Origin of the sequence: Sporolactobacillus sp. CQH2019, from assembly GCF_028765345.1 — a bacterium.
Classification (GTDB): domain Bacteria; phylum Bacillota; class Bacilli; order Bacillales; family Sporolactobacillaceae; genus Sporolactobacillus.
Genome location: NZ_JARAJZ010000011.1, coordinates 103385 through 125404, shown reverse-complemented (window position 1 = coordinate 125404; position 22020 = coordinate 103385). Strand labels below are relative to the sequence as shown.

Here is a 22020-nt window from a genome sequence, read left to right as displayed (position 1 = left end):
TGTTAAGTAATAAATCACTCTAAAAACGGAGTAATCAAAAGCCCACCATGATGGATAAATGCAAATGTTGTAAGGAATTAAATGCATTCGCTTTTTCCATTTTCAAGTTTTAGTTAAAAGCACAGGTACACATAAAAGTATGTATCTGTGCTTTTTCTGTTATATCAATGAAGTAAGGTAACGCATAATTTTGTCGTTGTCCTGGCTCTCCAGTTCTTGAATAATGTGTAAATAAGTATTCTGTGTAGTGCTCATGTTGGCATGTCCCAAACGTCTTGCCACAGAGACAACGGATACGCCGGCATAGAGTAAAAGCGATGCGTGGGTATGGCGTAAGCCATGGATACTGATGATCGGAATTTTTGCACGTTTGCATAACCTTTCGAGATAGTCGTTGGCTGTTTCATTATAAACCCGTTGTCCCTCTCGTATAAAAATAGGTTGATCTTCTGGTAAATGCCGGATAAGCTGTGAAAACTGCATTGCTGCTTGCCAATCCAGAGGGACTTTTCGCATTGATGAACGATTCTTGGTTGGCGCGAAACCACCTTGTTCGGATTTATAATCCCATGTTTTATTGATGATTAATTGTTGCTTCGAAAAGTCAAAATCTGAGGGCGTAATGCCAAGCGCTTCGCCAAATCGCAGGCCGGTTTTAGCAATTAGTAGAATAAAATAATCCCACGAAACATTTTGATTTAATTCAAGCTTCTCAAGCAGTTGTGTTAATTCACGCTGGTGAAGGAATTTTACTTTGTGTGATCGCTGCACAGTCCCTTTAATAACTGCTTTACGCGTGGGATCACGCTTAATTAAGCTTTCATCAATAGCGTCCAGAATGGCTGCCTTCAAATGATGGTGAAAATCCATCGTGGTCTGCCGCTCATGATTAAGTGCAAAATCATTTAATAACGCCTGATAGGACTGCCGATTCAAATTGGAAAGTTTCAAATCAGGCGCTAGGGCCTTCAGGTGTTTGTGCGACATTTCATACTTTCGATACGTTACATCTCGAACTGCGCCTTGCTTATAAAGCCGCATCCATTCCTGAAAATATGCATGGAAAAACTGATTCTTATGTGCCATCCGCACACCTCCAAATAAAAATAGCGACATAAGCCGCTATTTTAGTATAAAGAAGATGACACAAACGCGGAAACAAGTTTAATCCAAATCACAATCATATGAACATCTGCTGTAAGTAAGCTTTTTTCAGTTCTTGCAATTCTTCTAGTTTACGCTGATGAAGGGTGATGAGGTGGTCTAAACCAGCAAAAAGTCTTCCGATTTGCGACTGCTCCTGCTCTGAAATCGGATAGAATACTGTAGTCTTGGCAAGATTCGTTCTGCTAATCGAAAGCACTTTGATTCCCTGCATTAGCGGTAATAATTGCTGATGATATGAGGGCGAGTTCATATAGTATCCCAAATAGCAAGGTTGCATTTTCACTTTTGGTCTGCAAGCGATAGTATGCAGTCCCGATACCACGGGAATGTTGGAAATTCCTGCTATTTCAGTAGCTTTCCCGACTGTTTCATCTTCGGCAGCGTCGGCTATTAAAATATCTCCTTCTTGGAGAAGTTGGCTCCGATAATCAAAAATTTCTCCCCCTGTTATGAAAGGAATCTCATCTCTTCTACAATCTGTCACAGCCCCATATTTGATGAGAATGTCCCCATAGTGAACGTTTTTAATCTTACCAATTGTATAATTTAAGTTCGCTCTTGAAAGCGTGTTATTGGGTATAGGGGCAAACACCGCATCGAGCCTCCGCTGTTCCCACGCATTAGTGAATCCAGCAAATCTCAGTTTTGGCTTATTTTCATCTTTTGAGGGAAACATTTCAGAAAGGTAAGCAGATTTTAGTGCTTTGGTCTTTTTCAATTTCCGTTGATTTGTAGCGATAAGGCTGTCAAGTTTCTCGAAGAAGGTGCCGATTTTAGTTTGTTCTTCAATTATTGGAATTTTTAGACCGTACTTTTTTAATATTTCGAAATACAAACGGACACGAGTTCCGCCCTTCTTTTGCATCATTGAGAAGTTTAAAAATGATGATGAATTATTTAGATTGGCAAGAATAAAACGTTGGTCAGATAAATCATTTGACTTGAACACTGGATATTCTTTAGATACTAACACGTCAGTCCCCAAGCCATTTTGATTAAAGTGGAAAATTGAATCATCTGACATATGCCGATAGGTGATATATCCTTGCGGTACACGATGAAAATCGACCGATTCATCTATTCCTGTTCGTCCCCCATTGAAGTACTCATCCTGCAAAAATAATCCCTTTCTGGATGATGTAGCGACGGGAATGCCTGTAGTTCCAGGTACTACTTCAGTATATTCTTCGATCAATTCTCCCAACTCACGCTGCTCCCAAGCGAAAATATACGCTCTACTCTGAACGAATAGGACGCAGGCAGCTTTTGCTCATTTTCGCGAAAAAGGATTCAATGATGTCCAGCCATGAAGCGTGCGTTGGGGTGAAAACAAACTTAAATCGATTCGGTACGGCTTCTAGGTAAGCAGGCGTTTCTTTTGAAGCATGGGCTGGATGATTATCCAGAATTACTTGAATGCGAAGAATCGGATCATTTAAAAAGCAGGGGGTTCAAAAGGCCTGCCATTTCCTGTCATCCTGACGATCGCCTGCCCGCCGGCCGGAATCGCCGCGGGTGCAGCTGACCGACGCGGCCACCGGGATGAGCCTGATCTCCGGGCGAAATCTGAGCACGGAAGAGCGGGTCACGAAGGGCGTCTTCGGCGTGCTAGACGTAATCCCTGCTTTCAAGGCCGCCGGTGCTTTCAGCGCGATCGACCGTATGGGCACAAAGGGCGTGACGACTCTGGGCGACCTGCAGCCGGAATTTGCCGGCGCAGAGAGTATAATTCAGGATGTCAAAAGTACATTCCGGCAGACGGCGTCTAAGGAAAGTGTCAATCCTTAGATTAATTATAGTAAGATAGAGGACGTTCAGGGTGTTAATGGCGTTAGTGAAGCTGGAACTCACACAGAGAAACTTTTAAGTCGATCGAAATGTTCATCAAAAGAACTTGACGCATACCTGAGTCATATAGATAGTAAATTAGCAAAAGAATTTAGACAGACAGGAAAATGGCCGGAAGAAATACGGATCCCAAAGGATTCCAACGTTTTAACCCCTGATGGAAGTATTGATTGGTCGCAAGTTCCAAATGGTGGATATGTCTTAGACGAGTCAGGGAATGCAATAAAAGAACCCTACATTCCAAAACTAGGAGAAGTAGTTGATAGATATGGACCGAATGATGGGAGATATACTTCGCCAGTCCAAGATTGAGTACCGTACAGTTATGATCAAAGATCATTGCCATATATTGAAGATGCAGCTAAGTATCATCAATATGAAGTTACTGGAAATTTCAGTGATATAGAGAAAATAATTTCGAATTGTAAAGATCAAGAACTCAAAGATTCTATCGATACTATGGTTTTTAGGTATTATAATGGGGACTACAGTAAATTGATCCCCCAAAGTGGACAAGTGGCTTCCGGGTTTGCAGCCAAGGGTGGAGCTGTCCAATATGAACTTCCTTTGACTGTGGATTACTTAGAAAAACTTGGTTTATTAAGAGAAATTAACTAGGAGGTAACATTAAATTATGTTAGAAAATGAAGCAAAAAAAGTTATTGCTGATGAGAAATTAAAACATGTGAATTGGTTTGATGAAAAACACTTGAAAGAAAACCAAGTAGGAATTAAAGGAGAAGGGAAAAATTGGTATGTATATGTAACTGATGAAAGAGCGAGTGTAGTCACGGGCTCAGTAAAAAAATTTGATAGTCAAGAAAAAGCGTTAGATAATTTTATAAAAAGAGCAATGACAGAGAAAAAATTATTTAAAAAATAAATTGAATTAAAGCTGTTCAGCAAAAGGGTCGAGCAAAAGTTTCAACTTATTTGCCCTTTTTTAATCGCAATGTTGTTATTCAACTTTTTCAGCTTGTCATGGTAAGTAAGATCGGTAAACCATATCCTGAGACTGTTTGTCCTTTATTCAATGGCGAAAACATTTAATGAGGATGTCTCATAGTAAAAAAATTGACCTATGAGACAGTCCCATTTATTTTAATGGGGATCCCTTCAACTTATGTATCCGGCCGTACCTGGCTTATAAACCGTCAGGCGCCGTTTATCGATCGTTACGCCCGATTCCGTTGCACCTGATCTATCAAATTGTAAGTTTATTGATTGAGAAAGGACTCTTCGTCTTTCGAGCGATTGACGGTCTCAGGAAAAGTCGATCATCATTTGACGGCACAGCAGGAAAATGAGCTAAAGGGATACTCATATTTATTTTTTAGAATGAATCAACGGTGGGAGTTTGCACCGAAAAAAGAATTCAATTAAAAACAAATAATTGGCAAACTAGACAAATTGGACCACAATTACCAGAAACCAACACCTCTACGGTAGAGATGTTTTTGATAATTGAAATAGCGCCATCTCGCTCATACAACCGTGAGCCACTCCATTTCCAGTTGGAGCATCGTCTTTACATGGAGAGGGAGGCATGATAAACTTGCCGCTGCTCGAAAAACCTTTGTGCGACGCTTTTCGAGAGCAGTCATGCCTCTAGAGGCTCCATGTCAAGACATCCCATAATTTCCAATTTACAAGTCAAGGATGGCTCACGATGATGTTATCAGAGTGGCTCAAAATCCAATTATCAAAAACAAGAGACCGGCGATGCGGTCAACCACCAGATCGACGATACCTTTTACAACCTGAATTCCCTCGTTATAAATTTCGGAAATTCAGGATAATAAAGGATTTTTCTAGTAGCCTGACCGCCTCAATTACGAACATTTATGTCATCTCGAATCATCAAATTAAATTCCTGCATCGCTCTAACAGGCCGATCAATTTTTATATGGTTAATGTCATTTTGCAAATTGAAGTGGATCTGAATAACGGACGTGTTTTTAACAGTATTCGATTAGATCAGTGGGGAAATAAGGTTTCCCAAGCATGAGACGCCCCCTCTGCATCAGTACTGGTATTATAACATCCTCAAAGTAAGATTAATTGTCAGCATTGAGTAGAGCCCTGTTGACATACTATTGAGATGTGTCTACAATAGCTGTGGTTGGTACCACTAAAAGAAAGGTTAATATGCATATGATAAGTCCTTTATATGATCAGTTAGTCAATTTGCTGCGGAAGAAAATTGATAATGAAATGCAGCCCAATGAAAAGCTTCCTTCAGAACGTGATCTTTCTAAACAATATGGACTGAGCCGTAACACCGTACGGCAGGCTCTGCATGAGCTGGAAATTATGGGATATATTTACCGTCGTCACGGTAAAGGGACCTTTGTATCGAATCAGAATCGGCAGATGACTAACTTAAGCGCTGCTTATAGTTTCAGCGAACAGATGCGCAGTTTGGGACATGAACCCAAAACGAAAAATTTGTATCTTAAATCGATCGTTGCAAATAAGTTTTTTGCTGAGAAGCTGAACGTTTCATTGGGCCAACGTATCTATAAATTAAAACGTGTCAGGATTGCTGATGATCAGCCTATGATGGTTGAGCGGACGTACTCGCCGCAGCATCTATTTTTAGGCCTTTCGGTTGATAAATTGGCTTATCGTGCGCTCTATAAGGTTTTTGAAGAAGACTATGGGGAGAAAGTTCACATAGCGGATGAAACTTTTCGTGCCAGTATTGTCAGCGGGAACGATGCGAAATTGTTAGAGGTACCCGATGGCTCTCCTTGTTTAAAGTTAACACGTACTTCATTTGATCAAAAAAACCAGATCATTGAGTATACACTGAGTGTAGCTCGGAGCGATCAATTCGTTTATAGTGTTCGTCACATGCCTGATCAATAATTTTTTAAGAGCGTAACCAATGAAAAAATATGCTCTTGTATTTCTGTCAATTTTCAAATGCTTTTTTCTAAAATTAATCCTCATGTTTGATATTAAAAGAATACAGCAAACGTTTTTTCTCCGATAGTTTCTGCCCGAATGCAACAATTAGTGAGAACGCCTCAACATTAAGATGGCCGTCAATCCAGGATTTTAATAAAATAGCTGCAATCCGTGTGCCCGATTGGGCCTGAGGGCTGTCGATGTACCATTGCTTCATTATCAATATTCATCAATTTCACCTACTTGATCAATCTCATTAAACCGGCATTCCCATGTCCTTATACCGAGGGCCATGAGAAATCCTGACGTTAAGGCCTTTTTGAGCCATTGTATAATTATACCAATGAGGTCTGATGCGGCGTTTTGGCTCACTTGTTATATTTTCCGAAAATATTTGATTAAGCTTTCAATGATCTTAATAACTTGAAAATAGCCGCGGATGTTATGTCAAAGATTGATTTTTGAGTAATCCGCATGCAACCGCTCGTTTATAAATTTGTTTCTTACACTTTTAGGTACATCAGTGTAGAATGGGATAACTGGTACCAAATGAAAACATATTTAATGAGTACTGGAAGTATTGAAAAATGATTTAAAAAAGATAGACCTGTTAAGAATCAAGCCTTTAAATTACTGATAAATAAGAGATGTTCATTCAATAATCATCATTTCTCGATAAAATGGTTGCTATATATTTTTAATGATCAAGTTGACACATACTATAATTGCGCTTACAATGGTACTGTGGTTGGTACCAATAAGCATAGAATACAGATCCATTCTTTACAGACTTTTTAATGATCCTTAAGGAGCCATGAAAATGATAGGCATTGTTTTAACAGGACACGGAAACTTTGCGAGCGGTATCTATTCAACAATCCAATTGTTGGGAGGTGAGCAAGAAAAATTTGTTCCGATTGATTTTACAAAGGGGATGACCGCGGACGAATTGCATCAGAAATTTGAAACAGCGATTCAGAGAATGGATTCGTGTGAAGGCATAATCTTTTTCACCGACATTCCGGGAGGGACTCCATTTAATCAGGCTGCGGCGAGTAAGTTTAAACATCAGAACATTGAAATTCTGTCCGGAACTAATATTCCAATGCTCATGGAAATAGTTTTTCAGCGCAGCCTGAATATGGAACGATTCATCAAGGTTGCCGTTACTGCAGGCCAAGGCGGTATTGTCCGCTTTCATCAACGCTGCAATAAGAAACAAAACAATGAAGAAGAGGGCAAAGAGGGCATTTGAATGATTTTATGTACAAAGTTGTTCTTGATTTGTACAAATGACTCCCTTCAGAAAGAAATTCAATTCAATTCTTGTTTTAGCTGGTTGTGATAGTTTGCAGAGTCAGTTTAAGTGTGAAAAAAGGTGGGTATCGATTTGGTCATAGAAAGACAGCGCGGATAAGGGCAAATCCTAGAAACAGGAATTCCCGTCACTTTTTGAAAGGGTAACGAGCTGAATATTATTTACCCATTAATAGATAAATTAAAAACTGGGAGGAATATATCAATGTTTGATACAGATGAGACAGAACTCACCACGATGGGTGCACAAATAACGACAAGAGAGATTAAACAGCAGCCGGAGCTTTGGCAGGAAACATTCCAGAACTTCGTCAAAAATAATTCAAATATTGCTAATTTTATAGATAAGATTAAAGCCGAAACGAGTGGCTGTGTTCGAGTAATCTTTACTGGGGCAGGTACGTCTGCTTATGTCGGAGACACAATAGTACCTTATTTAACAAAAAATGGCGATCGGAGCCACTTTAGTTTCGAATCAATACCATCGACTAGTATTGTTTCTGCCCCCTACGATTACCTTGAGGCCGATACGCCTACACTCTTGGTTTCATTTGCGCGAAGCGGAAATTCTCCGGAAAGTGTAGCGGCTGTTGAACTGGCCGAGCAAATTGTCAAGCAGCTGTACCAGCTTACAATCACTTGTTATGCGGGAGGAAAGTTAGTTCAGCGGATGGAGAACAAAGCTGAGAATTTAATTCTGTTACAGCCTGAAGCGAATGATCAGGGCTTTGCTATGACGGGCAGTTTTTCATGCATGACCCTGACGGCGCTGCTCGTTTTTGATCAGCTCGATATGGAAAAGAAGAAAAAATATATTGACACACTCGTTGAAATGGCCCATGAACTGATTGATCGTGAATCTGAAATTCAGGCTTTGGTAGATGAAGACTTTAATAGAATTGCTTATTTGGGTTCGGGAAGTTTAGCCGGACTCACACGTGAGGCTCAGTTGAAGGTATTAGAGTTGACCGCGGGAAAGTTAGCGACGATCTTCGATTCTTCCATGGGATTTAGGCATGGGCCAAAATCTTTTATCAATCAACAGACCTTAGTATTCGACTTTCTTAGCAATGATCGTTATACCCGCCAGTATGATATCGATATTTTGGAAGAGATCCGTAAGGATCAGATTGCTAAGCGTACTGTAGCTGTCGGTATCAGGAAGGGTAAGAATTTCACGGGCGACAGTTTTATTTTTGAAACAGGCGACCCGGATCTTCCTGACGTTTATCTGGCATTGCCGGACATCTTATTTGCACAGACTTTAGCTCTGCTCAGTTCTATTAAGGTGGGCAACAAACCGGATACACCGTCTTCAAATGGAACGGTTAATCGGGTTGTGAAGGGTGTAACTCTGTATCCGTATTCAGCGGAATGACCGGCCGGCTGCAAAGGTGCGGGCATAGAAATCAATTATGGGGGGCTTCGGCGTGGGAACACCAAATATTTTAGTCGCAAGAATTGACAATCGATTAGTGCACGGCCAGGTCGGCATGACCTGGGTCAACACGATCGGTGCAAATTTGCTTATAGTCGCCAACGATGCGGTGGCTAAGGATGAAGTTCAGCAGAATCTGATGGAAATGGTGATTCCGGACACAGTAGGCATTCGCTTTTTCACTTGGACAAGACGATCCGAATCATAAGCAAAGCCGCACCGTTTCAAAAAATTTTACTGGTCATGAAAACTCCTCAAGACGCCTTTACGCTGATTAAAGGCGGTGTCCCGATCAAAAAGCTTAATATCGGCAATCTTCATTTTGCGGAAGGTAAGAAGCAATTGTCGGCAACTGTATCAGTTTCAGAAGAGGATGTTGAAATATTCAATCGCTTGCACAGCATGGGAATCCGACTGGAAGTTCAAGGAATTCCAAATGAACACGCGACAGATCTGATGACTTTGCTTAAAAAGGTGCAGTGAACTTTACAGGTAGAGCTAGATTTTGGTTTGGGAGGCTGGAAAAATGCATGTCACAGTGATTCAGATAATACTAATAGCCGTCTGGGCCGGTATTGCAGGAATTGATCTGTACAATGGATTATTTCACATCCATCGGCCGATTGTCACCGGGGCTGTTATTGGTTTAATTCTTGGGGATTTTCAAACAGGGCTGATTGTCGGCGGGACATTAGAGCTTGTTTGGGCAGGAATGGTGCCGCTTGCGGGGGCACAGCCGCCTAATGTGGTTATCGGCGGTATCATTGGAACGGCATTTGCCATATTGACAGGAGTTAAACCAACGGTTGCTGTTGGGATCGCCGTTCCTTTCGCGGTTGCCGTTCAAGGGATTATAACCTTGCTGTTCACAGCTTTTTCTCCTGTCATGCACACTATGGACAAAGCTGCTGCTGCAGCCGATACAAGAAAATTGGATCGCATGGCCTGGATCCAACCCGCTATTCTGTTTGTCGGATATTTTATTATTTCATTTTTACCCATATTCTTTGGCGCAGACAAAGCTGCTGTCTGGGTTCAGGAAGTTCCTAAATGGATCCTCGGAGGATTGCAGGTTGCCGGTGGAATGATGCCCGCTGTTGGCTTTGCCATGCTGCTGAAGATCATGTGGAAAAATGAGTACGTGCCATTCTTTGCATTCGGACTTGTTATGGCAGCTTATGCCGGTCTGCCGATTCTGGCGGTCGCGATTATTGGAGTGGGCATCGCTGTATATGATTACTTCAAAGGTTCAAGTCATGATGGAAATACACCTCAGGCTGTGCCTGCAGTGAATACAGATAATGATGAAGGGGGCTACAGCAATGGCATCTGAAGAACAAACAGCAAAGGATATTAATCAACTTCAGATTCCTGATACCTATGAAGATCCCACGCCAAGAAAGGTGCTGACAAAGAAAAATCTTCATAACATGGTATGGCGTTCACTGTTACTGCAGTCATCTTTTAACTATGAACGAATGCAGGGCGGGGGATGGACTTACAGTCTGATCCCCGGGTTGAAGAAAATTCATACTAACAAAAAAGATCTGAGCTATTCCTTATTGGATAACTTACAATTCTATAACACGCATCCATTTCTGGTAACCTTCATTCAGGGAGTTATCCTGGCAATGGAGGAAAACAAGGAAAACCGTTCCACGATTCGTGGTGTCAAGGTTGCCTTAATGGGTCCCCTGGGAGGAATTGGCGATGCTCTGTTTTGGCTGACTCTGCTGCCGATCACGGCTGGTATCGGTGTTTCACTATCGATGCAGGGTAATGTTTTTGGCCCCATTCTATTTTTAATTCTTTTCAACGCCGTTCATTTTAGTTTATTGTTCTGGTTAATGAATTATGGATATAACACAGGTACAAGGGCTATAGCGGCCATGCGGGAAAACACAAAAAAGATTTCTCGTGCTGCTTCCATTGTCGGGCTGATGGTTGTCGGGGCATTGGTGGCAACTTACATCACTTTTAAATTGGACGGTTCATTGGCACAGATCAATGCCGGCGGTGTTAAAGTTGCATTGCAAGCAGGCGTGATTGACAAGATCATGCCGAAATTGCTGCCATTGCTGTATACTTTGTTTTGCTTTTGGATGCTAAAGAAGGGGCGTTCGCCGCTGACTTTGATCATTATAACTGTCGTGATCGGACTTGTTGGGGCCGGTACCCATTTGTTTGCTTTCTAAACGCAACAATTGTTATGAAAATTTTTGCAGGGGAAATCTTCGAAATGCTTGTAAAGTGGGGAGGTTAATGGTTCAATGTCTTATTATTTGCATGCGGCAAAGTTTTTTCTACACAATACGACTGAAAATGGCGGATACCTCGAAGTAACGAGCGATGGAAAGTTTGGCGAATATTTAGGTGAAGGACAGAGGCCGGCTGGAAAAATTATTGATTACACCGGCAAATGGATTGCACCCGGTCTCGTTGACACGCATATCCACGGGCTGTTGAATTATGATCTTATGGACAATGATTGGAATGAGATTCAGGAAATGTCCATAGGCTTATTGAAAGCCGGCGTAACCTCCTGGCTGCCAACAACATTAACGGCTTCATTCGATCAGCTGAATGCTGTGTGCAAGACAATAGGCGAACATTATAAGGAAGCTCGGGGTGCTAAGATTCAAGGAATTTATTTTGAAGGTCCGTACTTCACCGAAAAGCATAAAGGTGCGCAGAATCCAAAATATTTCAAGGATCCGGATATTAGAGAGTTCAGGGATTGGCAGGAGTCGGCACATGGCTTGCTGAAAAAGATAGCAATTGCACCAGAGCGCCAGGGAGCCGCCGATTTTACAAAAGCTGTTGTTCAGACAGGAACTGTAGTAGCTCTTGGCCACAGCGACGCGACCTTTGAACAGGCGAAAAGGTGTGTTGAAGCGGGTGCTACGGTCTTTACACATACATTCAACGGTATGAGTGGGCTGAATCATCGAGCCCTTGGGATGGTAGGGGCTGCATTGAGCATGAACTTAGTTGATGATGAATTAATATGTGACGGACATCATGTCGATCCGTTTGCTGTACGGTCATTGATTGAAAATAAAACACCTGAGCATATTATTCTGATCACTGATTGCATGCGGGCCGGTATGATGCCATGCGGTGATTATGTATTGGGAGAATTTCCGGTTTATGTTCAGAATGGTATGGCGCGAATGAAGGCTGGTAATAGTTTAGCCGGCAGTATTTTGGAATTAAAGAATGCAGTTAAGAATGTTGTCGATTGGAATATTGCAACTCCTGAAGAAGCTGTATTGATGGCAAGCTATGTCCCTGCACGCAGTTCAAATATTGCAGACGTCTGTGGAAGTATTCTGCCTAATCGCGATGCAGATTTTTTGGTGTTAAATGATGATATGAGCCTAAGCGAAACTTATTTAAACGGAGAATCCAGGTATCAGGCTCAAGCCGCAGACTAAATTTAACGTTGCTTTTTAACCGTTATTCAATGAACCTTTGCAAAAAATAAATTTCTGCTGAGACTGTTGCTATGCGAGTAGATCATAGTAACAGTTTTTTTGTCTTGCCTCGGCAATGGCCAGGCAGTCCATTTTATCTGAAGAGAAAGAGAAATAATAGCATAAGAAAAATAGATCGTAAAAAAAGTATACCGGGCAATTGAGTGGCTTCTTTGTATGTATCTTAGGAGAGAACGGGCTTTACTACAGACTTTGCGATATAAAAGTATATCGGAGATGTACGCTCTCCTCTAAAATATCACCTCGGGTAATAAGAGTAACCGGTATACTTCACAACCGGCCATTTTTTCTTTCTCAGGGCATAAAGCAGCTCGGGGCCGATATTTAAATTACTCTGAACTAATTCGGCCGGGGTCAGTGCCATCCAGTTATTGAGTGATACATCCTGGAAGCGGTCGCTTTTGAACACTTCGAGATACCATAATGTTTCCGTGCCGGTATTCTGGACATAATGACCGAACGCGAACGGCACGTAGCCGACATCTCCTGCCCGGTAATCGAAGGTTCTTGCCGTGCCGTTTGTCGCCGCGACCGTCATTCGTCCCTGCCCTGCCAGATAATACTGCCATTCGTCATTATTGGGATGCCAGTGCAGTTCCCGCATCGCGCCGGGTTCAATTTCGACAAGAGCGGCCGCGATCGTTCTGGATACAGGAAAATTCGATGAATCCACAATCCGTACACTGCCGCCGGTCGTTTTTAATGGGGTTTGTGCCAGCAGCCGATGCTTAAAACTTTGCGGCACGATCCCATAAGGAGATTGTACCTTCTGCGAGTCAATCGTTCCCGGAACTTTTCCTTGATAGATATAAACCTGTTCGGTCGGAATATTCCTGAACGCATCCGCCGGCACACCGAAATTTGCCGATAACACGTCCCGCGGTGTATGAGCCAAATAATCCGAAATACTCAGCGTATTAAAATCCGAAAAATGGCCGTCATCGAAAACAAGTAAAAATTCGCATCCATCCTCCAGTCCCTGTATCGAATGAGGAATTCCTGCAGGGAAGTACCACAGATCTCCCGGCCCGACATCGTCGATAAAATTGCGCCCATTTTGATCGACAGCTGTTATTCTCGCATGTCCGAGCAGCATGTACGACCATTCTGCCTGCTGATGCCAGTGCAGTTCGCGTACTCCTCCCGGCGTCAGACTCATATTGACGCCTGCCAATGTCGTAGCGATCGGAAGCTCGCGGATGGTAATTTCTCTTGACCAGCCGCCCGGTTTCAAGACCATATGTGTATCGGAAAATGAAAACCGGCAATTGGGAATAAGTCGGGCGTCTGTTACCGGAGGGACCAATAAATCAAGATTCTGCCTATCCCTTTCCAGGTCTCTGGGACCTCTGTCGATGTTGCCCGCTCCGTCGCTGCGAGTCGGCTGCGGAACTGATTGAAACGGAACGGGCTGATTAGTCGGATTGTCCATGCTGCACCTCGTAAATGAACGGATGAAAAATGTATATGTCAAAACCGCGCCGCAAATAACAGAACGCCGCATACACTTTTTTTTACGAAGGAGCACCGTACATTTAAAACCCCTAATGCAGCCTTTTCCTTTGCATTCCAGTTGGATGTCATGGCCGTGTTCCATCAGGGCCTGCCCGCTTTCGTGTCCCAATGCGTTCCTGTCCTTTTTTAATTCCGGATGATTTACGGTTGTAAAAAGGGGATGGAATGGTTTTCGATCCAGGTCCGGATTTCTGCAAGGGCGATTCGGTTTTCCTGATCGGAGATTCTGACGGTGAAATCTTCTTTTTCCCTGTCGTCCGTCTGGATTTTAAAACCGTTGATCCTCAGAAGGGCTTCGAGAGCCGCATAGGCCGTCCGTTTGTTGGCGCTGTAAAATGGATGGTTCTGGACCAGGCTTTGGAAGAGCGCCGCCGCCTTTTCGAAAAGCGTCGGATAGGCGTCTTTGCCGAAGGCGGACTGCCGGGGCCGGTTCACGGCGCTGTCTAACAAAGCCGGATTTTTGATTCCAATATCTTCAGTTGGCGAATAGGTCTGAATGAGCAGCGCATTGAGGAAGATGACCTGGTTTTTGGCGAGATAGCAGGTCATCGATTGACGAGTCCTTTGAAAACGGCGTCGTTGTCCTGGATGATGCCATCGACCATGGAAACGAAGTCTTCATCGATTCCGCTTGGGAGGCGAGTGGTTTTTCTTTTGATCCGGACGGTCCCGTCTTTCATATTTTCAAAACTGATTTCATCTCCCGGTTTAACTCCAAGGTGGCTTAATGTTTTTGGGGGGATTGTAGATCCGTAGCTGTTTCCCATCTTGACGATTTTTCTGTAGTTGCGCATCATATGAAGGCCCTCCATTGCTTTTTTCTCTTATTTTATTCATATGTTCTAATGTTTATACATTATCATGTATAAACGGTTCTGACAATGAGACGCGTTGATGGACGGGACAAAATGGTTGCGGAGCTAGCCTGGTATTCGACCGCTTTTTCATTCTGTCTAAAAGCGGACAGGAATTCAGCCTAAGCCTATGGGATAAGCAGAAAAAGAAATTTGAAATCTCATAAAATCGCCGTCAGGGCGGTTGGCCATCAGCTCTGAGCAACATTTAGAGCGGCATCATGAAGGTGCTGACGGCAGGCCGGCCGCATGCAAAAAATAAATAGGAATTTCCGCCATCATTTTTACAAGCCTTTCCAGCTAACAGCGGAAGATTTGTCCGGGACAGACTGTTACTGCTGGCCGGGACATACGTTATATCGCCCCCAAGGACATTCGTCAGCCTCGCAGCCTATATACATGGACGTGGATTTTTACAAGAAAGGTTTTCAGGAATTCCCTGATGCCTCCAATGACAATTTCGGAATTCGAATGGATTAATCCCCGTTAAACTTTCTCTGCTTTCCCAAGTTTTTCAAGAATTAAATGAGCTTCACGCGGAGTGTCCGCATCCATCAACTGTTCATACAACTCATTATTCTGCAGAAGATTGAGTAGTTGGCTTAACGCCTTAACATGGGAAACATTATCAATCGGAGCGAGACAAAATATAACTTTAATTTCCTTCTGGACATTTGAGTGTTGAATGATCGCTGAATGATGCAAAAGCAGCAGTGACATGGCCAGATTGTTCACTCCCTCCTGTTGGGTAGCGTGCGCAAGCATCACTGGATCCTGTACAACCATATAAGGCCCCTTTTGTTCAGTTAACTCGATGATTTTTCTAACATATCTAAGGCCTACATCCTGATGGACAATCAGCGGTTCAAATGATTGATAAACCGCGTCCTTCCAGTCATTGACTTTGTCGATGATCTTAATGTTGCTTAAAGGAATAAGCTCGGAAATTGAAAGATTGGGAAGAACGGTTGAACTATCGACCTTTGCATCCGCGGCTAGATAGTTGGTCAGACTTTTTGTCAGACCGTTGAAATCTTCAATTCTGGCATAATCAAAAACAATATTTAATATATCCTTAACCGTGTTCTGAACACTTTTTTTATTAAGATGAAGAAGGCCGATTTTCCTGAATGCCAGATCCAATTTATGAAAATCATAATCTGAAAGAATGGGTTGCACATGAATCACGGGAATATCATGATCAGATTCTAAAGGCGTTGTTGTTATGATCGCCTTGGGAGCCTGTTCCGTTAAATGACAGGCTTGAAAATCTTTAATGCTCATTGGTTTTGTAAAGATAATTTCCGGATATTGTACGGACAGCTGTTGAAATAAAAGCCTTGATGTGCCAATGCCGCTCGTACAGACTAGAAAAACGTCAGGCTCAGAGGTAATCAGTGATGCGGGCATTTTTTTAAGCTCACCGCCAAAATAGACTGTAATCAATGCAAGCTCGTCATCGGTTAATGGTTTGCCGATATATTTTTCAAAAGGATAGATCGCGTACTTGGTTAATTGCGTTAAGTAGGCGTATTTGGTCTTGATGCCGGATAAATTGGGGTAGCGGTAAAGCACCCCATATTGAAAGCGGTAGTAAGTGGGCAGCAAATGAGTGGCAAGCGACTGGATCAGCCCAGGTGATGAAATATCGACGCCGGAGATAATATGGAATCTGTTCACCACCTGCCTGGAAAGGGCAACTAATCGTTTCATAATCGGTGCCTGACTGCCGGTACTCTGAAGCTGAGCCGTCAGCAGCACTTCACGCAAATGGGCTGCTTCACCACTCGTTACTTTTACGTATCGATGAAACAAGTGCCGGCACCACAGACCGATCGTGTCTGTCCGGCAGCCCTGAACATCTGCCGGAAGGGGGCCCAGACTGCTGACACGCGCGAGTAACCAGGAAATGTAGCAGGTTAGCGTTTTTGCAGAATCTTCACTGTATAAATTCTTTGTCTGCTGCTGAAGCCAATAAAGCGCTTGTTCCGTCTCTTGCAGTTGCGGCAGTTTCTCGAGATCGTGAAGAACCGCCGGATTTCTTTTAAGAATTTGCGCATATACCCACCTGCGCTGTAATTTTTCATCCCCGGTTAAAACTTTTCCATGAGGCGTATTTTCAATACACACAGGGTCCGGCAGTGCAGAATTAATCATCCTTAAATCTCTGATCACTGTGTTCCTGGAGATGCTGAAACGGTTACATAAATCGGTTAATGAGAGCCGCGGAACATGCTGGATCAGCAGCCAGGTCATGGCTGCCCGCCGTTCGTCTCCGTTTAGTTGACTGAAATAATCCGCATCTGTGAACTTGATCAGTGCTTTTTCAGTCCGTTTTGTTAAGAAATATCCGCCCTGTATGAGATGCTGAACCGGGTCTAAATCCATTTTCTCAAGTCGGTTATTTAACTGTTTCAGCCAGTAAAAGACACTCCGCCGTGACAGATGCAGTTCGTTTTCCAGGTCAGAGAGACTCTTATAAGTTGTTTCCCTGTGCAGGATGGAGACTAACGCATTAATTTGTTGTTTTTTACTAATATTAAGCATATTGGAAGTCACCGCACCTTTCATAAGGAAGAATACGATTGAGCCATGAATCCGCCCATCCGAGGTTAAAAAACAGGATCCGGTCTGGGACGGGACATTTCCGATTCACTGGCGAAAGGAAGGGTCATACAAAGACACTTTCAAATTAATAATAATTCTTTTACCGAAGGGGTTCAATACTTGCACTGATCTGAATGAACCGGCTTTACTTGTAAGCGTTCTATGTAGTTTGTATGATCATCTTGTAACGAAAAAGGAGAAGGGAGGAGCAGATATGTTATCCAGCCTTTTAACCGAACGGACCATCCAAATTCAGCGTGCACATCATCTTGATTGGCGCGAGGCTATTAAGGAAGCGGCCAAACCATTGCTCGACACAGGCAAAATCGAGAAGTCGTACGTTCAGACAATGATTTCATTGGTTGAAAAAAATGGCCCGTACATTAATATCGGGCCCTATATTGCCCTTGCTCATGCCCGCCCTGAAAATGGGGTCAATGAAATGGGTATGTCCCTCATGAAGGTCGAACCGGCTGTTAATCTTGTCAATGCGGATCACCCCATTAAGCTGTTTTTCGTATTGGCAGCTGTGGATAATACGAAACACTTACAGGCGTTAAGAGAACTGCTTACTTTACTCGAAGATTCAAATAACGTACAGAAGCTTGAAAATGCCGCATCGGTTGCTGAAATGGCTGAACAATTTAAGGAGGAAGCCCAAAAATGAAAATTGCCGCGATTTGCCAATCCGGATTAGGTTCCAGTTTTATGGTTCAGATGAATATCGAAAATGTTTTAAAAGAAGAAAATGTAGATACCGGCGATATTGAAGTGGTTCATTTTGATACGGGCGGATTAAACGAACAGGCTGCCGATTATTTTTTCCTTGGCAGCGACTTGGAAGATCGGGCTTCGGGCCTTCCCAAGGATCGGGTTTATCTGCTCAAGAGCCTGATCGACAAAGAGGAACTCAGAGGAAAGGTGAATGAGATACTCGATAAAGAAAACATCCCACATTCCTGATGAATGAAAAAAATAGGTGGTGAATACTATGCAGGCCATTCTGAATTTCTTTGTTTCAATCGCGAGTACCCCTGCACTGCTTGTCGGATTAATTGCGTTATTGGGATTATGGATTCAAAAAAAACCGGCAACGAAGATTGTTGAAGGAACGATTAAGACATTTGTTGGTTTTTTGGTGCTTGTTGGCGGCGCGGGAATTCTTGTGAATGCATTGAATCCATTTGCGGCCATGTTTAAATTCGCTCTTCACGTTCAAGGCGTCGTTCCTTCGAACGAAGCCGTCGTTGCTATTGCCCTGCAGCAGTACGGCACACCGACGGCCCTGATCATGTTGGCCGGTATGATCGTTAACGTGCTGCTGGCCAGATTTACAAAATTCAAGTATATTTTCCTGACGGGCCAGGCTATGTTATATATGTCCTGTCTCACAGCCGTCGTTCTCATTTCTACCGGCATGAAGGTTAATCCCTGGACAATCATTCTCGGCGGAATTTTTGAAGGAACATTGTTGACCGTTACGCCTGCCATTTGCCAGCCGTTCATGAGAAAAATTACGAAAAGCGATCAGGTTGCGATGGGACATACGGGCAATATCGGCTATGCAACAGCCGGTTTAATAGGAAAATGGTTCGGTGATGCAAGCAAATCTACAGAGAACATCAAATTTCCTAAAAATCTTGGTTTTCTCCGGGATTCAACGGTTTCCATCACTTTAGTTATGGGTGTCGTTTACCTGATACTGGCGCTGGTCACGGGTCCGCAGTTTATTGAATCCAAACTGAGCGCCGGCACGAATTATCTTGTTTATTCGCTCACTCAGGCCGGTACTTTTGCCGCCGGATTCTATGTTGTCCTGGCAGGCGTCCGGATGATCCTCGGTGAAATCATCCCGGCTTTTCAGGGTATCGCTACCAAAATCGTGCCCAATGCCAAACCTGCTCTGGATGTGCCGATTATCTTTCCCTATGCGCAGAATGCCATTCTGATCGGCTTTTTTGTAAGCTTTATCGTCGGGACTTTGAGCATGTTTGTCATGATTGCTCTCAAGACCGTCGTAATCATACCGGGCGTCGTCGGTCACTTTTTCTGCGGCGCAGCATCGGGAATCTACGGAAACGCAACCGGAGGCCGTCGGGGGGCAGTCATCGGCTCGGCTGTTAACAGCCTGCTCATCAGCTGGCTGCCTCTGTTTATTCTCCCGGTACTGGGAAGCTTAAGACTGGCGGCTTCGACGTTTGCCGATACTGATTATTTGTTCGGCGGCATCATCCTCGGTAATATCGGGCACCTTGGCCAGCTGGGCATCACCATAGGAATCCTTTCCTTCCTGGTTATCGTTATTATCTGGTCTTTCTTTATAAAAGACGATTCAAAAAAAGCGGCAGAATAAAAAATTGCTGAACAGCAACAATCCGAACGTCTTTTGCCGATCTGTCCTAACACGATAAATTTCTATGGCCGGCGCTTAAAAAAAGCGCTGGTTTTTACTGTATCCAGACATCTTTTAAGGGGTGTTCCCCGTCTGGATCTGTGTCCGCGATCGGCGAGAGCCGTGCTCTGCAGATATCATAAATGAAACGAAAAAATCGTTCGATCCGGCAGCCTCCGCAATCAAACGGCTTAAAAAAGACAATATCTGTATTAAGCAGAGCAGCACTTGACAGACAAATAAGTTTTTCCCAGTCCGTTTCAGCCGGCGCGGTGATTCGCAACGGTCGATGAAACGGATCATTTTTTATCAGGCTGCATGAAATTCAGTATCTCAAGAGATAAAAGAAACTGGGCGGACCATTTTAAATGGTTTGTATTGAATGAGCAGCAGTATCAATTTGTTTTTGAAATCATATTTCTATAAATGATATAATATTATCTTTTTATTGAAACTATATTTCATACATGCTATAATGAAAACGCTTAAAAGGGGGGTGAGAATGTGTTTGGTTTTTCCGTATATCTTAATGACTGGTCACAAGAGAAAGAAAAGTATATTCACAAAATGGCTGATTGTGGATTCAAGGGGATTTTTACTTCCCTTCATATCCCGGAAGACGATGTTTCGAAATATCTTGATCGTTTGACCCATCTGTTGGAAATTGCAAAAAGAAGAGATTTAAAACTGATGATCGACATTTCCGGGGATGCGCTGAAGCATATCGGTCTTTCAATCGATAATCCTCTGCATGTCCTTGAAAGCGGAATCAATGGCTTGAGAATGGATGGCGGCATTAGCTGGAAAGCGATTGCCGGACTTTCAAACCGTCTGACCGTCGGCTTAAATGCCAGTACATTAACCGAAAACGATTATCATCAGCTCGTGCAATACCATGCCGATTTTAACAATATTGAAGCCTGGCATAATTACTATCCGAGACCCGAGACAGGACTGGATGAAACATGGTTCTTGGAAAAAAATCGCCGGCTGAAAAGCAGGCATTTTAAAATTACCGCGTTCGCACCAGGTGACGGGGCGCTGCGTCTGCCGCTTTATGAGACGCTCCCTACTTTAGAGATCCACAGACATCGGAGCCCGCTGGCTTCGGCATTGTCGCTGATGAACAATTATCAGGTTGACAGTGTCTATATCGGCGATCCGGATCTATCCAATGTATCGCGTGGTCAATTCCGCGAGTATCTTGACCATAACGTCCTGCTTCTGCATGCCGCTTCTGTCTGTAAAAAATGGGATCCGTACATGTACAGAGAACATCGGAACAGAACAGATCCGGGCAAATATGTCATACGCAGCGAAACGTCGAGGATGAGGAACAGACATGAAGATATTCAGCCGGAAAATACGGAGCTCAGAAGAAAAGGAAGCATCACAATCGATAATAATCTTTACAAGAGGTATAAGGGCGAACTGCAAATTGTAAAGAAAGAACTGCCTTCCGATATCAGGGTCAATGTCATCGGGCAGATCATTGACAGCGACCTTCCGCTTCTCGAATTGATACAATCCGGTACAAAATTTAAGATAACCGACATTCCAGGAGGACGAACCATGAATTTAGAAGAGCTTACAACCGAACAGCGCAACGAAAGCACCATGAACCTGGACACCTTATCGGCCCTTGATGTACTGCGCCTTATGAACGAAGAAGATCAGAGCGTTCCTTTGAGTGTAAGAAAGGCTTTGCCGCAAATTGAACAGGTCGTTGAAGCGGCTGAACAGTCCTTTAACAGCGGTGCGCACTTGATCTATGTCGGTGCGGGGACAAGCGGCCGTCTGGGAATACTGGATGCGGCTGAGTGTGTGCCGACTTTCAGTGCGGATCCTTCCATGGTACAGGGATTAATTGCCGGCGGCCCTCGTGCGATGACTGCAGCTGTCGAGGGAGCAGAGGATTCTCCGATTTTGGGCGCGGAGGATTTGAAAAATATTCATTTGACGGAAAAAGATACTGTACTCGGCATAGCTGCGAGCGGCAGGACACCGTACGTGATCGGGGCTCTGGATTACGCGTGCCAGATCGGCGCGGCAACGGCCAGTCTTGCCTGCAATGAAAATGCCGAAATAAGCAAACATGCGGACACGGCTATAGAGATACCGGTCGGTCCTGAGGTTTTAACCGGATCGACACGGCTGAAATCCGGAACCGCACAAAAATTAGTCTTAAATATGATTTCCACGGCCGCAATGATCGGCATCGGCAAAGTGTATAAAAATCTAATGGTTGACGTTAAACCGACAAACGAAAAACTGGTGGAACGGGCCAAATCGATTATTATGCAGGCCGCAGAGTGCGATTATGCCACGGCTGATCAAGCATTTCACGCGGCCGATGAAAACGTTAAACTGGCGATTGTGATGGTGCTGACAGATCTTTCAAAAGAAGAAGCAGAGCAGAGACTAAATAAAGCTAAGGGCTTCATCAGGAAAATCGTTTGAGGGGGAGAACAA

Annotated in this window: 23 protein-coding genes and 1 pseudogene; 16 read left to right on the top strand and 8 right to left on the bottom strand. The window is 43.5% G+C overall.

Translation table 11 applies throughout. The features are described from left to right. Positions 1–159 precede the first annotated feature (159 nt). The 3 genes from OYT88_RS15595 to OYT88_RS15585 form a co-directional block, all read right to left on the bottom strand. A complete protein-coding gene (locus OYT88_RS15595) occupies positions 160–1086 on the bottom strand; it encodes a site-specific integrase (protein WP_274401266.1) in 927 nt (308 codons plus the stop codon). Positions 1087–1180: 94 nt separating this feature from the next. Beyond that, positions 1181–2371, bottom strand: a complete 1191-nt coding sequence (locus OYT88_RS15590; protein ID WP_274401265.1) for a restriction endonuclease subunit S — start codon at positions 2369–2371, stop codon at positions 1181–1183. 31 nt (positions 2372–2402) lie between these two features. Beyond that, positions 2403–2576: a transposase gene (locus OYT88_RS15585; RefSeq protein WP_443217526.1), complete on the bottom strand. Its 174-nt coding sequence runs from the start codon at positions 2574–2576 to the stop codon at positions 2403–2405. Positions 2577–2682: 106 nt separating this feature from the next. Here OYT88_RS15585 and OYT88_RS15580 point away from each other — a divergent pair, with 106 nt between their 5' ends. The 4 genes from OYT88_RS15580 (at position 2683) to OYT88_RS15565 (ending at position 5886) form a co-directional block, all read left to right on the top strand. After that, positions 2683–2955 carry a hypothetical protein gene (locus OYT88_RS15580; RefSeq protein ID WP_274401264.1) on the top strand — a complete coding sequence of 91 codons (273 nt, stop codon included), beginning with the start codon at positions 2683–2685 and terminating at the stop codon, positions 2953–2955. A 399-nt stretch (positions 2956–3354) separates the two neighbouring features. Next, entirely contained in the window at positions 3355–3633 is a 279-nt protein-coding gene (locus OYT88_RS15575) for a hypothetical protein (RefSeq protein ID WP_274401263.1), read from the top strand. Between the two features lie 16 nt (positions 3634–3649). Continuing rightward, positions 3650–3898: an Imm59 family immunity protein gene (locus OYT88_RS15570; protein ID WP_274401262.1), complete on the top strand. Its 249-nt coding sequence runs from the start codon at positions 3650–3652 to the stop codon at positions 3896–3898. Between the two features lie 1271 nt (positions 3899–5169). Beyond that, on the top strand, positions 5170–5886 hold the full coding sequence (locus OYT88_RS15565) for a GntR family transcriptional regulator (RefSeq protein ID WP_274401261.1): 717 nt from the start codon (positions 5170–5172) through the stop codon (positions 5884–5886). 73 nt (positions 5887–5959) lie between these two features. On the opposite strand, the gene OYT88_RS15560 is transcribed toward OYT88_RS15565, so the two are convergent. Further along, positions 5960–6145: a hypothetical protein gene (locus tag OYT88_RS15560; RefSeq protein ID WP_274401260.1), complete on the bottom strand. Its 186-nt coding sequence runs from the start codon at positions 6143–6145 to the stop codon at positions 5960–5962. Positions 6146–6748: 603 nt separating this feature from the next. On the opposite strand from OYT88_RS15560, the gene agaF reads away from it, so the two are divergent. The 7 genes from agaF to nagA all read left to right on the top strand — a co-directional run bounded on the left by agaF (position 6749) and on the right by nagA (position 12120). Further along, on the top strand, positions 6749–7183 hold the full coding sequence (gene agaF, locus OYT88_RS15555) for a PTS galactosamine/N-acetylgalactosamine transporter subunit IIA (RefSeq protein WP_274401259.1): 435 nt from the start codon (positions 6749–6751) through the stop codon (positions 7181–7183). Positions 7184–7450: 267 nt separating this feature from the next. After that, on the top strand, positions 7451–8623 hold the full coding sequence (locus tag OYT88_RS15550) for an AgaS family sugar isomerase (RefSeq protein WP_274401258.1): 1173 nt from the start codon (positions 7451–7453) through the stop codon (positions 8621–8623). 52 nt (positions 8624–8675) lie between these two features. After that, entirely contained in the window at positions 8676–8891 is a 216-nt protein-coding gene (locus tag OYT88_RS21090) for a PTS sugar transporter subunit IIB (protein WP_338000559.1), read from the top strand. A gap of 35 nt (positions 8892–8926) precedes the next feature. Then, a complete protein-coding gene (locus OYT88_RS21085; protein WP_527194299.1) occupies positions 8927–9166 on the top strand; it encodes a PTS sugar transporter subunit IIB in 240 nt (79 codons plus the stop codon). Between the two features lie 43 nt (positions 9167–9209). After that, positions 9210–10016, top strand: coding sequence for a PTS N-acetylgalactosamine transporter subunit IIC (gene agaW, locus OYT88_RS15540; protein WP_274401257.1), 807 nt, complete (start codon positions 9210–9212; stop codon positions 10014–10016). After that, positions 10006–10878 (top strand): PTS system mannose/fructose/sorbose family transporter subunit IID, encoded by an 873-nt coding sequence (locus OYT88_RS15535; protein WP_274401256.1) that lies wholly within the window; start codon positions 10006–10008, stop codon positions 10876–10878. The genes agaW and OYT88_RS15535 overlap by 11 nt, the downstream gene beginning before the upstream one ends. 75 nt (positions 10879–10953) lie before the next feature. Then, positions 10954–12120: an N-acetylglucosamine-6-phosphate deacetylase gene (gene nagA / locus OYT88_RS15530; RefSeq protein ID WP_274401255.1), complete on the top strand. Its 1167-nt coding sequence runs from the start codon at positions 10954–10956 to the stop codon at positions 12118–12120. 298 nt (positions 12121–12418) lie between these two features. Here nagA and OYT88_RS15525 read toward each other — a convergent pair whose 3' ends face one another. The 4 genes from OYT88_RS15525 to OYT88_RS15510 all read right to left on the bottom strand — a co-directional run bounded on the left by OYT88_RS15525 (position 12419) and on the right by OYT88_RS15510 (position 17096). After that, positions 12419–13612, bottom strand: coding sequence for an oxalate decarboxylase family bicupin (locus OYT88_RS15525; protein ID WP_274401254.1), 1194 nt, complete (start codon positions 13610–13612; stop codon positions 12419–12421). A gap of 224 nt (positions 13613–13836) precedes the next feature. Beyond that, positions 13837–14244: a type II toxin-antitoxin system death-on-curing family toxin gene (locus tag OYT88_RS15520; protein WP_274401253.1), complete on the bottom strand. Its 408-nt coding sequence runs from the start codon at positions 14242–14244 to the stop codon at positions 13837–13839. Then, positions 14241–14489, bottom strand: coding sequence for an AbrB/MazE/SpoVT family DNA-binding domain-containing protein (locus OYT88_RS15515; RefSeq protein ID WP_274401252.1), 249 nt, complete (start codon positions 14487–14489; stop codon positions 14241–14243). The genes OYT88_RS15520 and OYT88_RS15515 overlap by 4 nt, the downstream gene beginning before the upstream one ends. Before the next feature lie 546 nt (positions 14490–15035). Further along, the gene (locus OYT88_RS15510) at positions 15036–17096 is read right to left on the bottom strand and encodes a BglG family transcription antiterminator (RefSeq protein ID WP_274401251.1); all 2061 of its coding nucleotides are present in this window, start codon (positions 17094–17096) and stop codon (positions 15036–15038) included. Between the two features lie 274 nt (positions 17097–17370). Between OYT88_RS15510 and OYT88_RS15505 the strand changes: the two genes are divergently transcribed. From OYT88_RS15505 to murQ, 5 genes and pseudogenes are all read left to right on the top strand, one after another. Continuing rightward, the gene (locus tag OYT88_RS15505) at positions 17371–17823 is read left to right on the top strand and encodes a PTS sugar transporter subunit IIA (protein WP_274401250.1); all 453 of its coding nucleotides are present in this window, start codon (positions 17371–17373) and stop codon (positions 17821–17823) included. After that, positions 17820–18119 (top strand): PTS sugar transporter subunit IIB, encoded by a 300-nt coding sequence (locus OYT88_RS15500; protein ID WP_274401249.1) that lies wholly within the window; start codon positions 17820–17822, stop codon positions 18117–18119. Before OYT88_RS15505 ends, OYT88_RS15500 begins: the two co-directional genes overlap by 4 nt. A gap of 28 nt (positions 18120–18147) precedes the next feature. After that, on the top strand, positions 18148–19509 hold the full coding sequence (gene ulaA / locus OYT88_RS15495; RefSeq protein ID WP_274401248.1) for a PTS ascorbate transporter subunit IIC: 1362 nt from the start codon (positions 18148–18150) through the stop codon (positions 19507–19509). Positions 19510–20052: 543 nt separating this feature from the next. Then, positions 20053–21084: pseudogene (locus OYT88_RS15490) on the top strand (MupG family TIM beta-alpha barrel fold protein); the annotation flags it as partial. Positions 21085–21120: 36 nt separating this feature from the next. Further along, a complete protein-coding gene (gene murQ / locus OYT88_RS15485) occupies positions 21121–22008 on the top strand; it encodes an N-acetylmuramic acid 6-phosphate etherase (protein ID WP_274401323.1) in 888 nt (295 codons plus the stop codon). The last annotated feature ends 12 nt before the right edge of the window (positions 22009–22020 follow it).

What these genes read in the sequence shown, in the direction of transcription:
- OYT88_RS21085 (WP_527194299.1), top strand. Translation starts at nt 8,927, where the DNA reads ATGAAAACTCCTCAAGACGCCTTTACGCTGATTAAAGGCGGTGTCCCG.
- OYT88_RS15570 (WP_274401262.1), top strand. Translation starts at nt 3,650, where the DNA reads ATGTTAGAAAATGAAGCAAAAAAAGTTATTGCTGATGAGAAATTAAAA.
- ulaA (WP_274401248.1), top strand. Translation starts at nt 18,148, where the DNA reads ATGCAGGCCATTCTGAATTTCTTTGTTTCAATCGCGAGTACCCCTGCA.
- OYT88_RS15550 (WP_274401258.1), top strand. Translation starts at nt 7,451, where the DNA reads ATGTTTGATACAGATGAGACAGAACTCACCACGATGGGTGCACAAATA.
- OYT88_RS15500 (WP_274401249.1), top strand. Translation starts at nt 17,820, where the DNA reads ATGAAAATTGCCGCGATTTGCCAATCCGGATTAGGTTCCAGTTTTATG.
- OYT88_RS15535 (WP_274401256.1), top strand. Translation starts at nt 10,006, where the DNA reads ATGGCATCTGAAGAACAAACAGCAAAGGATATTAATCAACTTCAGATT.
- OYT88_RS15595 (WP_274401266.1), bottom strand. Translation starts at nt 1,086, where the DNA reads ATGGCACATAAGAATCAGTTTTTCCATGCATATTTTCAGGAATGGATG.
- OYT88_RS15520 (WP_274401253.1), bottom strand. Translation starts at nt 14,244, where the DNA reads ATGACCTGCTATCTCGCCAAAAACCAGGTCATCTTCCTCAATGCGCTG.
- murQ (WP_274401323.1), top strand. Translation starts at nt 21,121, where the DNA reads ATGAATTTAGAAGAGCTTACAACCGAACAGCGCAACGAAAGCACCATG.
- OYT88_RS15515 (WP_274401252.1), bottom strand. Translation starts at nt 14,489, where the DNA reads ATGCGCAACTACAGAAAAATCGTCAAGATGGGAAACAGCTACGGATCT.
- agaW (WP_274401257.1), top strand. Translation starts at nt 9,210, where the DNA reads ATGCATGTCACAGTGATTCAGATAATACTAATAGCCGTCTGGGCCGGT.
- OYT88_RS15525 (WP_274401254.1), bottom strand. Translation starts at nt 13,612, where the DNA reads ATGGACAATCCGACTAATCAGCCCGTTCCGTTTCAATCAGTTCCGCAG.
- OYT88_RS15505 (WP_274401250.1), top strand. Translation starts at nt 17,371, where the DNA reads ATGTTATCCAGCCTTTTAACCGAACGGACCATCCAAATTCAGCGTGCA.
- agaF (WP_274401259.1), top strand. Translation starts at nt 6,749, where the DNA reads ATGATAGGCATTGTTTTAACAGGACACGGAAACTTTGCGAGCGGTATC.
- nagA (WP_274401255.1), top strand. Translation starts at nt 10,954, where the DNA reads ATGTCTTATTATTTGCATGCGGCAAAGTTTTTTCTACACAATACGACT.
- OYT88_RS15565 (WP_274401261.1), top strand. Translation starts at nt 5,170, where the DNA reads ATGATAAGTCCTTTATATGATCAGTTAGTCAATTTGCTGCGGAAGAAA.
- OYT88_RS15510 (WP_274401251.1), bottom strand. Translation starts at nt 17,096, where the DNA reads ATGCTTAATATTAGTAAAAAACAACAAATTAATGCGTTAGTCTCCATC.
- OYT88_RS15560 (WP_274401260.1), bottom strand. Translation starts at nt 6,145, where the DNA reads ATGAAGCAATGGTACATCGACAGCCCTCAGGCCCAATCGGGCACACGG.